Consider the following 13,158-nt stretch of genomic DNA (forward strand, 5'->3'; position numbering starts at 1 on the left):
AAGAAGCAAAGATAGCTTCTTATCATTAACTTTATACAAATTCTTTCTCAACAACTTCCAAAACTCGCTCAATAACCACGTGCATGTCGTAGTATTTATAGTCCGCCAAACGTCCACAGAAGATGACCTTGTCATTTTTGGCTGCTTCTTCTTGGTACTTAGCAAACATGGCGTTGTTCTTTTCATCATTGATTGGATAGTAAGGCTCATCGCCTCGTTTCCAATCAGCTGGGTATTCACGGGTAATCACCGTCTTCGGTTGGGTACCATATTCGAAGTGCTTGTGCTCAATGATCCGAGTATATGGAATTTCACGCTCAGTATAGTTGACCACTGCATTGCCTTGATGGTTTTCCTCATCCAAGACTTCATGTTCGAATCGAAGACTGCGGTATTCCAACTCCCCATGTTTGTAGTTGAAATACTGGTCAATCATCCCTGTAAAGACAACTTTTTCAGCAGAGCTTTCCAGTTCTTCACGATTGGCAAAAAAATCAACCCCAAGTTCTACTTCTACATCGCCCAGCATGTTTTCAATAATGACGTTGTAGCCACCGATTGGAATCCCTTGGTAACGGTCATTAAAGTAGTTATTATCAAAAGTCAAACGAACCGGAAGACGCTTGATGATGAAAGGAGGCAGGTCTGTTGCAGAACGTCCCCATTGCTTCTCCGTATAGCCCTTGATCAACTTTTCATAAATATCTGGACCAATCAACTTGATCGCTTGTTCTTCCAAGTTCTTGGGCTCAACATCCTTCATATCCGCCGTTTGTTCTGCAATCTTGTCCTTGACTTCTTGAGGAGTCTTGGTCCCCCACATGGCGTAGAAGGTATTCATATTGAAGGGAAGATTGTAGAGGCTTCCCTTGTAGTTAGCCACTGGTGAATTGATATAGTTGTTAAATTCAGCAAATTGGTTGACATAATCCCAAACCTTTTTGTTTGAGGTATGGAAAATGTGTGCTCCATACTTGTGAACATTGATCCCTTCAACTTCTTCACAATAGATATTGCCACCGATGTGGTCCCGTTTGTCAATTACTTTTACTTTTTTGCCACGCTTGGTCGCCTCATGAGCAAAAATTGCCCCCGATAAACCAGCACCAACAATCAGATAATCATACATTTTGAGCTCCTATTTATAATTTAACAATTCGATTGAAATAAGGAATTTTTATTAGTATTCCAACCACAGCGAAACTGACACTTAATGTGAAGATGAGAAAAAGCAAATATGCTCCTGCAAAACTAAATCCTACTAATTTCTCCCATACTTTCATAACAAAGGTATGTATAATAAAAACACCCATAATTTGATTAGAAATATAAATTATCCATCTGTTCTTATCTGTATTTAAATCAAATGTGAGTACCGTCAAAAAAAATCCTAAACTTACAATTTTCACAAAAATACTATCATAAAAATATTCAGCATAAAGATTATGGTGAATACCCTTCGCTAGCACATATAAGATAAACGGTGAAATAAATAGTAAAACTAAAGTTACTACTTTCATCCAATTCTTAAAGCAACTTCTTAGATTTGCTAAATTAAATTGCGCTATAAATCCACCTAAAATATAGTAGAAAAACCAGGTCCATAATCTAAATGTCTGTATAACATAAACTTGCACCGGCTTTTGAAGTAAATAATTTGTCAGTTCAAGTACAAAACCGATAATTACTAAGAGAGATAGAACCAACAAATACCGATTTTTTGATTTTAGAAATCTTTTCAAAATTGGTAGACACAAGTAAATAAGGATTAAAGCACCAAAAAACCAAAACTGGAAAAAATAACCTCTTTGTAACAAAGAACCCAAAACTTTTTTTATTGGATTTTGTGAGAAATCCCTCTTATAAATCCAAATGATTAAAGTCCATATCGATACGGTTACAAGAATCCATTTTATTTTTTGTAGGATGTATGAATAGCTTATTTCATTTTTTCCCAATAATAAATAACCATTTACCATAAAAAATACCGGAATTGAATAGGTACCTAAGTAATATAAATATGTTAAACAATTCCAAGATCCAGTTTCTTTAAATCCTGGCATTGTAGTATGGAGTAATACAACTCCTATGCAAGCCATAATTTTAAGGACGTCTAGGTTTATATTCCGTATTTTCTTCATTTCGATTGTTTTCCTATTATTTGTTTAAACTCTTTCACATTCACCACCTTAAAGAGCAAAATTAAGGTTCCATAAATGATCCCACCAAGCACCGCATACAGAACGACATTCAAAGTAGGCGAAATATGGACAATAGACTTGACTAGTAGCAAGAGACCATACATGAGGCCTGAAGCGAGCACAATCTTCATCATTGAGCCCATAATCGGCACTTCTTTAAGATAGGTTCGTGTGAAGTAGAGTTGAATCCCCCATACCAAAGCTTCTGTCAACACTGACACAATGGCAGCTCCAATAAAGCCCAGTTTTGGTAGGAAGATTAGGTTCAATCCGACACTGATAATGGCAGGAACAGTTGTCGAAATCATAAATTCTTTATTTTTATTATGAGGGATTAGAATTTGAATCCCCATGATATTGGTCCATCCGATAAAGAACATTCTAAAAATCATGATGGCAATGGCATAACGTGCATCCTGGAAATCCTTCCCTAGGAAGAACTGAACAAAGTCATCATTGACAATCAGCATGCCGGCAATAATCGGGAAAATGACCAAATTATAAATCAAAAAGGACATTTGGTGCATCTTGTTAACCGCCTTGTGGTCACCCGAGGATAAGAGGCTCGATACCCGAGGCAACATGACACTCCCCAGTGAAGTCACCAAGGTTAACAAAATATTGACCAGTTTTAAGGCCTGGTCATAGATCCCCACATCCATCTTAGATGCGAGAGCCCCCAGCATGGTTCGGTCCAAAGTGACATAGAGGGAAATGGCAATTTGCGGTAAAAAGAGCAAAATGACCGGTTTTAAATGCACCCGTGCATAAGCCGTATCAAAATGGGCTTTCCCAATAAATTCACGAGCAGGTAACCACATACTGAGCTGACCTAATAATTCAAAGATCGTTAATAAGAATACATAGAGATAAAGATCATTGGCAGATTTGACAAACAAGAAGATAGAGATGACTCCAACCAGTTTGACCGTGATATTCCGAATCGTAATCTTGCGGAAGTCCTCTAACCCCTGAAAGAGCCAAGAAATATCAAGCCCTTTTGATACTAAGCTAAGGCCCAAGATATAGGCAACAGGATTTTGCATGGAAGGAAGCGCCAAGCAAAGCAAGAGATAGAGTAAAATGGAGACAAAGGTCGCGCCTAACTGGAGAGTATAAATCCCCCAGAAATTCTTTTGGAGGTCCTTGCGGTGTCCTGAGATCTCCTTGGTTCCATAATTGGCTACTCCTAGGGTCGCTAAAAGGATAAAGTAGGTGACAATGGAGTTGAAATAGCCGTAAGTCCCTAAGTCATTTGAACTAAAGACCCTCGTCACATATGGGGTAGTGATAATCGGCAAGACAATCACTAGCAACTGGTAGGAGAGATTATAGGCGTAATTTTTTAACACTTTCATAAGGATGTAACTCGTCTTAATCTTTCTTTTTAACTGGAGTTAACTAAGTTTATTCAATTTTATTATCTGGATTCATAATAAACAATCGACTAATAAACAAAATTAATGGAGAGTAGCGAAGAACCAACATCTGAGGATCAAACATTCCATGGATAATCATAATCCCTAAACAGGCAAGTACGATATCTTTTCGAATGGATACAAAATATTTCATAACTTTAGTAAGAGCAAACAACATAAAGGCACTGACGATTAAACCATCAATAACTAACAGCTGAACAAACGAGCTATCAATGAAATTATAATTACTAGTAAAGTTCCCAAATATATCTAACGTAGAAAAAGAAATTCGTTGCCCAAACAAATGGACTCCAAAATTTTGAAAACCTTCTACACTAAGCCTTAGTCGATTATGGGTGTATTGATCCACTAAGTGAAAAAGATTGCCAGATGAATAAAAACAAAAATATAAGATAACAACTAAGGCAAGAATAAAACCATAATTCGTTAATCGTGAAATCCAAAAATTCTCAATAATAAAACCTTTTTTAAATATTTTGATACTAAATAATGCATATGCAAGTATCAAAATGCTTAAGTAAAATGGACTGGATGTTGAAGTTTGTTGGTACATGTAAATCGTAGCCGAAAATAAGGCCAGTAATTCTATGTAAGAAATTTTATTACCACGAAACATCAGATAACTACACAAAGCAAAAAATAACCTTTGTGAAGCAAATGATACATAATTAAAACCCAAACTAAAACGATAACCGTTGTCTGCATTCATAAACATATTGGCAATAATACCTTGTTGACTGGCAAAAATCGTCAAACAAAGTACTGAAAATGTCGCTAGAGAAAAAGTAGCCAATAATTTTCTAAAATCAATATCTCTAGCAGAAAAAACAAGAAGCAATACATTTATATCTAATATTCCATCACGATTTTTTGAAACTAAAGACATCACAATAAAAAATACTATTACTATTAATAATTGTTTCCAATGAAATCTAAAATAATGTATAGTTTTCGAAAAGTTCATAAACTCTTTTATCAACAGCATTAAAGTAGTACAATAAAGGACTGTGCGGTAAAATGATAGAAAGCCGTCTAATCGAACAAAATAAGTGGTTGTGACTAATGAAGCGACAACAACCCACACAAATAGGGTAAACAAATAGATTTTTTCTGAAATAAAACGATTGTTATTCACAAGTACTTTCCATACCTTTCGATTCTTGTATTAGAGGAAATCAAAATAATTTAAACGTAAGATAAATAGTAATAAGATCAGTCATATATGTTGACTTTATAAGAATTTAGAAATAATACACTAATCAATCTTTCCTAAATCTCTCATATCCTTTAATTTTATCCATTATTCGATTATATATTAGGCATAACTTATATTGTTTGAATTTCAACAACTTTCTAAATACAACATAACGATGTCCAATGGAATAATCTAGTCTACTACTATTAAAAGCCTTTGAAAATTTATTATCTTCTATTGTAGTTTTCATCAATTTTGACGCTTTATTTAAAGAGTAGGTTCCATTTAACCAAAGTGGTCCAAAGTAACGATCAATAAAAATAGTCATCGCATTTATGATGAACTTATCCTCTAGTAATTGTTTATCAGAATTATCAGGATAGATAGATAATATTTTTCTTACCTGATTCACAAATTCTACTTGACCAGCTAGATTTTTTTCGTTATAGAACATTAAACTATGCGTACCTGTTACAGTATAAAATTTTTCTGAACTAAGTAGTACATTATCTGCATAAGTAATAAAGTTAAAATTAAATAGCACATCTTCACTTACAGATAACTCTGTATTGAATCTTATCCTATTTTTATTAACTACCTCTGTTCTAAAGAACTTTCCTGCTACTCCAGGTTCAATGCCATATTCACCAATTCGTAACGAATTTTTAAAAACATTGATTTTCTTTTCAAAAGAAATTCTTGGTATATATAGATTTCTATCCAAATATTTAACATCTGTAAATAAGATATCAAAATTTTCCTCGATACTTAAAAAAATATCTAAAAAATTCTCTTCAAAAAAATCATCACTATCAACAAAGCTGATAAATGTCCCAGATACCACATCTAATGCAGTGTTTCTAGCTTGACTTACACCACCATGGTTATTTCGTATAATAGTCAAATTATCAAAAACAGATTTATATTCTTCCAATATAGCAACAGTACTATCAGTTGAACCATCATCCACACAGATTATTTCCACAGAACTACTGTGTTGACCAATTGAAGCAATTAAACTATCCATCGTTTTTGACAAGTATTCTGAAGAGTTAAAAGTTGGCATAATAAAGCTCAACAGTAATTTAGACATTTTTTACTCCTTATTAATAATTAGGATCTACTCGTTTCCCCATACGTTGAAAAATCCCATCCCAAAAACCTTTCCAAATAATCGGGAAGTTCTGTTTTAAATGTCGATGGCGAATAGCAAGCACAAGATGATGAGCAATTAGTATCAGTGGACTTAATTGACGAACTTTCCAATTTTTTCCATAACGCTTGTCAAAAATAATATTATTTCGAATCTTATAATAGTTTCGCCAATTATAAGGTTCTTCCTGTTTAATAACACTTGGATCTACCTTTACTGCAAGTTGACGATGTAATTGTGCTTTAGTAGCAAACACAATTTCTGAATACTGCTGAAGGCGTTGTGCAAAATCTGAATCATCATACTCAATGAAAAAACCACTGTCAGGAATACCAACTTTTCGAAGCAACGACATTTTAACAACAGGACCTTCAAATGGCATATCAACGACTTTTATCGCATCTTCATTGAACGGTCCATATGTTACCGTCTTTCTCAACTCTGTCCAAAATTTATGGTGATCGTCAAAATCAAAATTAGTAATAGCTCGATCGTCAAAATTCTCATCTGTTCGATTAGGAATACCCACTTGAACATTTTGTAAAGCCATTTGTTCCATAATTTTACCCAAGCAATCAGGTTCTGGGTAGACGTCATCATCCATGATCCAAACATAATCGTAGTCAAGTTTAGAGATCAACTTAATGCCATTAGCAAATCCCCCAGCACCTCCAAGATTTTCATGATTATGATAATAATAAAAGCGTCTTCCGTCCTTTTCAGTTTCATACAGATGATTTTCTACTATTTCATCGCTTTTTGCGTCAATGTATCCTAAATCAATAAGTGTCTCTTCCGTATCATCTGTAGCATTGTTATTAAAAATTAATACACCAGAAACTTTTTGTTGTTGATTTAAAATACCCTCTAATGCCTTTTGAAGATATTTTGAGCGATTGTAGGTTACTACCAATGCACAAACTGATTTCATTCTTTCTCACTTTCTTTACAATAATTCAAAACTACTTTTTTCAGGTAACAACTTTTCCAGTGTAGTAATAAATTCCTTCATCACCTGCTCCTCATCTTGGACGTTAAATCCATCATTGATACACATAATTTGGTATTTCCCAGAATTTAATAAGTCCCAAAATTCTGATCCGGCATTATCCAAAGAAAAGAGTCCCCCTAACTTGGGATTTCCGATAGCATATTGACCGCTAGCAATCTGCCAATACTTAAAGAGCCAAATATTAGTATCAGAAGGATTTCTGAAGCGACTAGCCGAGGTTTTTTCCAAGATAGCTTTTTCCTTTTCCCATACCAAATCCATAGTTGACTTTAATAGTGGATAGGGCAGATGACTTTCCCAGAAGCCACAGATAAATTGACTGTTTCTGTATAGTAATGACTTAACAATATTTTTCAATCCCTGCTTAGGATTAAAGAATTGCCCATTCTTCAAAATTTCATTTCTACTGAAATAGCTAGTTATTATTTCCATATCATTTATCTGAAAATTCCCTGTCCCAAATCTCTCAGGAATTATCGGAGATAATGCTGTATTGTATTTAGGTAAACCATTTTCAGAGAAAAAATCTGATGGAGAAACTGGAGCAGTTAAATACATATCATCATTAAAAAACACAAATTGTTCCGAAAGTCCTGAGATATTGTTAAGGTTACTTTCAATAGGATTTGCAGAAAAGACTGGTAAATAATCTGGAAAAATAATTTCTCTATGATCCACAATAACCAACTTCTCATTACTTATATCCAACCAATCTGGTTTCTGATTATCAGTTACAAGATAAACTTTATTTACCCACGGAGCAAATTTTTCTACACCTCTAAACCAATACTTAAAGGTGCCCCAATCTCTGTACGCTTTTTCTGAATTCATGCTTTTTTTTGACGTATCTACTGATCCATCATACCGACTTTTCTTTTTTCGCCAAATCGGATCACTTCCATCGACCCAAGTTACCACAAAATCAATTGGAAAATTCATATTACTTCCTTAATATTATTTACTTATATTTTTTATACAACTCCGAAAAATTCCGAATATAACTTTGTAATGAAAAGAGTTCTTTTTGGCGTTTGACAGATGCTTCACCAAATTGCTCTCTCTTCTCGCTGTTCTCTGCTAATTCTTGGATAGCCTTAGACAATTCTGCAGGCTGATTTGGTGTAGCAAGAAGACCGTTTTCGTCTTCCTTGACCATCTCACAGACACCGCCATGACGGTAACCCAATACAGGTTTACCACAAGCCATGGCTTCTAGGACGACTGTTGGTAATGGATCTGGATTGGTACTTGGCAAGACAAAGATATCAAACATATTATAGAGTTCTGTCGTCTTGCTATAATAGTCAATTCGCTTGATTTGGCTAGCTGCTGGAGAGTCTGAGATAGCTTTTTCCAACTCATCCACGCGCCACTCTTCCCCCTCAAAAGCACTCCCTGCTAAAAAGGCTACTGCTTTGGGATTAGACTCTAAGATTGGTGTCACAGCTTCTAGGAAGTCTCCTTGCCCTTTCCAAGCATTCACTCGACCAACCATTCCAATAACCAAGACATCCTGTGCGATCCCAAATTGGTCACGGACAGAGCTAGCATCGATTTCATGATAGACGGCATTGTCGACCCCATTATAGACAACTTGAACCTGATCGTCTTTCACATGGCGAGACTGCTTGACGTGGTTTGCTACAGCATTTGAAACCGTCACAATCGTATCAGCATAACGTCCCATCAAAAAGTTGATGAAATCTGAGATTGCTTTTGGTTTGACGATAATTTCATGTACATGCCAAATCAAAGGAAGTTTTAACTTCCGCTTGAGGTAAATTCCTTCCAGTACCGCAGTCGTATTGTTGTGAATGAGAGTAATCCCATACTCCTTAGCATATTGGGCAATTTGTTTGGAGTAACGGTTATAAGAGCTAAAGTACTCAAGGATTCCTTTTGGATTAAAATATTTGCGACGCAAGATTGGATAGTCGATGACTTTAACCTTAGCACCGACCTCTTCCAATGCACCAACTAAGATGCCATCATTGGGTAAGATAACATGTGCCTCAAAAGCATCTTTATCCAAACCCTTAATAAGCTCCAACAACACCTTGTCAGCACCATACATTTCGGCACCAGCATGGAGATATAATATTTTCTGCATTTCTAACCTTTAAATACTTTCTCGTAGTCTGTGACAATCTTTTCCCAAGTGAAGGCTTCTGCGATCCGTCGGCTTGATTTCTCATTAAGGTCTGCAATGGCTTGAGCGTCCAATTGTTCAGCTTGATCAATGACATGTGCTAGTTGGTCTTTCTTCCAATAAAGCGCCCCATCTTCTCCCACTTCTCGGTTGAAACCAACATCTAACAAGAGGTTAAGTTTGGTAGACTCAAGCGCCTCAAGAAGTGAGGGATTGGTCCCGCCTACCTCATGACCATGGAAATAAGCAAAAGCATTCTCACGAATGTATTTAAGCAATTCTTGATCATAGACAGTCCCAACAAACTTCACTCTAGGATCTTGATCAAATCCTGTATCCTTGCGCAACTGTTCATAGAACTTGTTTTGCTCTACATTGGTAATCAGGACAAAATCTTTTTTGGAGTTTGACTGCATAAAGCCACGAATCATAGCCTCATAGTTATTCTCAGGTACAAAACGTCCCACGACAAGATAGTAGTTTCCTTCGGAGACTTGCTTGTCCGCAAACCAAGTCCCTACTTTCTCGTCTTCTTTACTCAGGATAGACTTGCTTGTATCCGTTCCATAGGCAATATAGGTCGTCTGTGGTTGATACTTAGCATAGTCCTTTTGAATATAAGCCTCAATATTCTTGCTATCGCAGATTAACAGGTCGGCATGTTTAACCATGAGTTGTTCAGAAAACTTCCAGTACTTACGGACTGGGAGACTCCATTTCGCACGAAGCCATTCATGACCATCTGGATTGACCATGAGGGTCCCACCGATCGCCTTGATTTTCTTTTTAATTCTTGAAATAAAGGGACCAATTCGACAAGCTAAAACATAAAAGATAGGAGCTTGATCCTTATTTTCTTTAGCCATTTCAATAGCCTTATTGAGAGCCGCAATATCATAAGCAATGGCACGCGCAGGACCGATATTAGGGACGTCAATATTGTAACAGATTGCTCCATTATGCTCGAAAGTATCAGCTGTAATCCCTGATTTTGCTGAATTCTCCCGCATACAAGCTACATAATACTGGATATCTTTGTCTTGTTGGAATTCTGTCAATTTCTCAACAAAGGTTTCAAAACCACCATATTTTGCTGGAATTCCTTTGGAACCAACAATATAAATTGATTGTGTCATTTTTCTCCTAACATGGAAAGGACGAAGTAGGGCATTCCTACTTCGCTCCTTCTTTTCTAAGTACAACCTTCACGGTCTTGAGCAAGATCTGAATGTCTCTCCAGATCGTCCAGTCATCCATGTACGCAACGTCCAGTTTGACTACTTCATCAAAATCCTTGATTTCACTGCGTCCGCTCACTTGCCAAAGTCCGGTAATACCTGGCTTGAAGCTGAGTCGGCGTTTTTGAGCTGGCGTATAGTCTTGGTATTCGTCAACCGTTGGGGGACGAGTCCCGACCAGACTCATATCACCGATCAGAACATTGTAAAATTGTGGCAATTCATCGAGACTGGTCTTCCGGATAAAGCGACCGATTGGTGTCACCCGCGGATCATTTTCCATCTTGAACATCCCACCGGTCATGGTGTTTTGTTCCATGAGATCTTTTTTAATCTCTTCGGCATCCACGCGCATAGAGCGGAATTTATAGAAGTTGAAATACCGTCCGTTCTTACCGACACGTTTTTGTACAAAGAAGGCTGATCCGCCATCCTTACGGATCAGAGGGACTAAGACAATACTTACTAGACCACAAATCAAGAGACCAAAGAGGGCTCCTGCAATGTCCAAGAGGCGTTTGGCAAACACGTGACTCGGCTTGTAGAAATTGGTCGAGAAGGTGACAACGCTCAAGCCTCCAACCTCTCGAACCCGTTTATTCCCCAATGACGTAAAGTTAAAGGCATTGAGATTGACCGATACATCGATCCCCATGCTCTCAAATTCCGAGACCAAGTCACTGATATTATAGTCCTCACTCGGCAGATTGATAAACACTTCGTCCACCACTTCCTTGGTGACAAAGTTCATCATTTGCTCCGGCTGCACGACCCGTACGCCTGAATGGGTAAAATCCGTATCGTCCATGACGGTGACACCGATCAGTTGCCCATGATAGAGATTGGGCGAGTTTAGAATATCAAAGACTTTCTCCATTCGACTCGTAGCTGTAATCAGGAAAATTTTTCTCGAACTTTTCCGACGTGGCAAAATAGACTTCCGGTATCTCTTTATCAAGAGATCCATAATATAGACAGCAAAGGTATTAAAGAGAAAGAAGTAGATCATTCCCCGGCGAGAGATCGAAAAGACTCCATCGAGCATAAAAGAGGTAAAGGTGATCCCAACAGCGAAAAACACATTGTATTTCAAAACCTGAAAGAGCTCATCCAGGTAGCCCCTGCTGTAAAAACGATAGGCAATATTGCTAATGTAAAAGGCTACAAAATGTAAGAGATAAAGAATAGCGATCGTCTGTGACGTGTATTCTGCATCTTTAAAAAGACTCACAATGTAAGCCGAAAACAGGACAGCTAAACTTTGAAAGAGAACAATATTCAATTTTTCCAGTTCGATTCTTTCTTCTCCCATTTTCCCTCAATCCTATTCTTTACTTTTTCCCATACTCTCCGTATGATCCATATCCACCATACGAACCATACTCCGCAGCTTTAATATTAAATTTATTAAGCACGACTCCCAAGAAAGGTGTGCCTGTTTGTTCCAATTGGTCCTTGGCCTTTTGGACAGCCTTGCGTCCATTGGCCCCAGATTCTGTAATCAAGACCGTACCATCACAGCGTTGGGCAATGATAGCCGCATCGATTACGACCCCGATAGGAGGAGTATCAACAATGATGTAGTCAAAATGATCCCGCAAAGCATCCATCATGACAGTGAAATTCTTGCTTTGCAAGAGCCCTGTTGGGTTTGGCGCTACCTGTCCAGACTCGATAATATCCAAATTTGGAAAATCTGTTGCATATAAAATTTGGTCCAATTGGCTACGGCCAGACAAGAAATCCGTCAAGCCTTGGATCTTATCCCGACTACGGAAAACCCCTGTCATGACAGAGTTCCGGATATCGCAGTCAACCAAGAGGGTCTTGTAGCCGGCACGCGCAAAGGCAACGGCCAAGTTAGTTGAAGTGGTTGATTTTCCTTCATTTTCTTGTACAGATGAGATGGCGATCACTTTTAAATCCACCCCACTCAATTGGATATTCGTTGCAAGGGCATTGAAGTACTCTTCTGCCTTTCGAATTTCTTGCAGTTTATTTTTTGAAATTTCTAACGTATTCATGCGATCCCCAGTCTACAGTTTCTTAATATCTGGCACAACACCAAGTAGGGTTAAGCCCATCAACTCTTCGATATCTTCTGGTCTCTTGACACGATCGTCCAAGACTTCTACTACAACCAAGAGAACCACCATCAGACCAGCTCCAGCAATGAAGCCAAGAAGGACATTGCGTCGGATATTTGGTGAAGAAGGTGATTGCGGCACTTCTGCCTCATCCAAAGTCGTGACATCTGACACCTTGGTTACAGAGATGATCTTTTCAGCTGCTACATTGCGAAGGCCGTTGGCGATACGAGCAGCTTCTTTTGGATCTCCATCCTTAGCTGTGATGGAGAGGATCCGAGTATCGGTCGGAACAGACACACTGATCTTTTTCGACAACTCAGCAGGTGTCATATCGAGTTTCAATTCTTCGATGGCTTGCGTCAAGACATTTTGAGAAAGGATGATCTCACGATAGTCTTTAACCAAGTAAGAACCTGCCTGCAAATCCGAGTTGGTCAAGGCGTTGTTTTCCTGATTTTGACGGCTAACCACATAAATACGGCTGGTACTTTGGTATTCTTTCTTAGCTAAAAATGCGCTGTAGCCAAAGGCTGCGATAGCAAAGACAAGAGCGACCAAAACGATCGAAAACTTGCGTTTCCATAGGGTCTTCAGCATAGCGAAAACATCAATTTCCACTGCTTGTTTTTCTTGATTGTTCATTTCCTAATTACTCCTTCATGTGGATCTCTCCACCTGTTT

The 13,158-nt window shown here is 37.7% G+C and carries 12 protein-coding genes; all 12 read right to left on the reverse strand.

Annotated features, from left to right (window positions below):
- Positions 1–31: 31 nt before the first annotated feature.
- The 12 genes from glf to HMPREF9186_RS05715 all read right to left on the reverse strand — a co-directional run bounded on the left by glf (position 32) and on the right by HMPREF9186_RS05715 (position 13,119).
- On the reverse strand, positions 32–1,129 hold the full coding sequence (gene glf / locus HMPREF9186_RS05660) for a UDP-galactopyranose mutase (protein WP_009731841.1): 1,098 nt from the start codon (positions 1,127–1,129) through the stop codon (positions 32–34).
- 13 nt (positions 1,130–1,142) lie between these two features.
- Positions 1,143–2,141 carry an acyltransferase gene (locus HMPREF9186_RS05665; protein ID WP_009731842.1) on the reverse strand — a complete coding sequence of 333 codons (999 nt, stop codon included), beginning with the start codon at positions 2,139–2,141 and terminating at the stop codon, positions 1,143–1,145.
- On the reverse strand, positions 2,138–3,559 hold the full coding sequence (locus HMPREF9186_RS05670; protein WP_009731843.1) for a flippase: 1,422 nt from the start codon (positions 3,557–3,559) through the stop codon (positions 2,138–2,140). The genes HMPREF9186_RS05665 and HMPREF9186_RS05670 overlap by 4 nt, the downstream gene beginning before the upstream one ends.
- Before the next feature lie 49 nt (positions 3,560–3,608).
- Positions 3,609–4,775: a hypothetical protein gene (locus tag HMPREF9186_RS05675; protein WP_009731844.1), complete on the reverse strand. Its 1,167-nt coding sequence runs from the start codon at positions 4,773–4,775 to the stop codon at positions 3,609–3,611.
- Positions 4,776–4,899: 124 nt separating this feature from the next.
- On the reverse strand, positions 4,900–5,928 hold the full coding sequence (locus HMPREF9186_RS05680) for a glycosyltransferase family 2 protein (protein WP_009731845.1): 1,029 nt from the start codon (positions 5,926–5,928) through the stop codon (positions 4,900–4,902).
- A gap of 13 nt (positions 5,929–5,941) precedes the next feature.
- Positions 5,942–6,919, reverse strand: coding sequence for a glycosyltransferase family 2 protein (locus HMPREF9186_RS05685; RefSeq protein ID WP_009731846.1), 978 nt, complete (start codon positions 6,917–6,919; stop codon positions 5,942–5,944).
- Between the two features lie 15 nt (positions 6,920–6,934).
- Positions 6,935–7,939 (reverse strand): Stealth CR1 domain-containing protein, encoded by a 1,005-nt coding sequence (locus tag HMPREF9186_RS05690; protein WP_009731847.1) that lies wholly within the window; start codon positions 7,937–7,939, stop codon positions 6,935–6,937.
- A 19-nt stretch (positions 7,940–7,958) separates the two neighbouring features.
- Positions 7,959–9,110 (reverse strand): glycosyltransferase family 4 protein, encoded by a 1,152-nt coding sequence (locus HMPREF9186_RS05695; RefSeq protein WP_009731848.1) that lies wholly within the window; start codon positions 9,108–9,110, stop codon positions 7,959–7,961.
- A 2-nt stretch (positions 9,111–9,112) separates the two neighbouring features.
- A complete protein-coding gene (gene cps2T, locus HMPREF9186_RS05700) occupies positions 9,113–10,285 on the reverse strand; it encodes a beta 1-4 rhamnosyltransferase Cps2T (RefSeq protein ID WP_009731849.1) in 1,173 nt (390 codons plus the stop codon).
- Positions 10,286–10,322: 37 nt separating this feature from the next.
- Positions 10,323–11,699, reverse strand: a complete 1,377-nt coding sequence (locus HMPREF9186_RS05705) for a sugar transferase (protein WP_009731850.1) — start codon at positions 11,697–11,699, stop codon at positions 10,323–10,325.
- Between the two features lie 19 nt (positions 11,700–11,718).
- Positions 11,719–12,411: a tyrosine-protein kinase gene (locus tag HMPREF9186_RS05710; RefSeq protein ID WP_009731851.1), complete on the reverse strand. Its 693-nt coding sequence runs from the start codon at positions 12,409–12,411 to the stop codon at positions 11,719–11,721.
- Positions 12,412–12,423: 12 nt separating this feature from the next.
- Positions 12,424–13,119 (reverse strand): Wzz/FepE/Etk N-terminal domain-containing protein, encoded by a 696-nt coding sequence (locus tag HMPREF9186_RS05715; protein WP_009731852.1) that lies wholly within the window; start codon positions 13,117–13,119, stop codon positions 12,424–12,426.
- Positions 13,120–13,158: the final 39 nt, after the last annotated feature.

The sequence above is a fragment of the Streptococcus sp. F0442 genome (assembly GCF_000314795.2).
Taxonomy (GTDB): domain Bacteria; phylum Bacillota; class Bacilli; order Lactobacillales; family Streptococcaceae; genus Streptococcus.

Coding starts and splice junctions, on each gene's coding strand:
- glf (WP_009731841.1), bottom strand. CDS start 1,129: ATGTATGATTATCTGATTGTTGGTGCTGGTTTATCGGGGGCAATTTTT.
- HMPREF9186_RS05665 (WP_009731842.1), bottom strand. CDS start 2,141: ATGAAGAAAATACGGAATATAAACCTAGACGTCCTTAAAATTATGGCT.
- HMPREF9186_RS05670 (WP_009731843.1), bottom strand. CDS start 3,559: ATGAAAGTGTTAAAAAATTACGCCTATAATCTCTCCTACCAGTTGCTA.
- HMPREF9186_RS05680 (WP_009731845.1), bottom strand. CDS start 5,928: ATGTCTAAATTACTGTTGAGCTTTATTATGCCAACTTTTAACTCTTCA.
- HMPREF9186_RS05685 (WP_009731846.1), bottom strand. CDS start 6,919: ATGAAATCAGTTTGTGCATTGGTAGTAACCTACAATCGCTCAAAATAT.
- HMPREF9186_RS05690 (WP_009731847.1), bottom strand. CDS start 7,939: ATGAATTTTCCAATTGATTTTGTGGTAACTTGGGTCGATGGAAGTGAT.
- HMPREF9186_RS05695 (WP_009731848.1), bottom strand. CDS start 9,110: ATGCAGAAAATATTATATCTCCATGCTGGTGCCGAAATGTATGGTGCT.
- cps2T (WP_009731849.1), bottom strand. CDS start 10,285: ATGACACAATCAATTTATATTGTTGGTTCCAAAGGAATTCCAGCAAAA.
- HMPREF9186_RS05705 (WP_009731850.1), bottom strand. CDS start 11,699: ATGGGAGAAGAAAGAATCGAACTGGAAAAATTGAATATTGTTCTCTTT.
- HMPREF9186_RS05710 (WP_009731851.1), bottom strand. CDS start 12,411: ATGAATACGTTAGAAATTTCAAAAAATAAACTGCAAGAAATTCGAAAG.
- HMPREF9186_RS05715 (WP_009731852.1), bottom strand. CDS start 13,119: ATGAACAATCAAGAAAAACAAGCAGTGGAAATTGATGTTTTCGCTATG.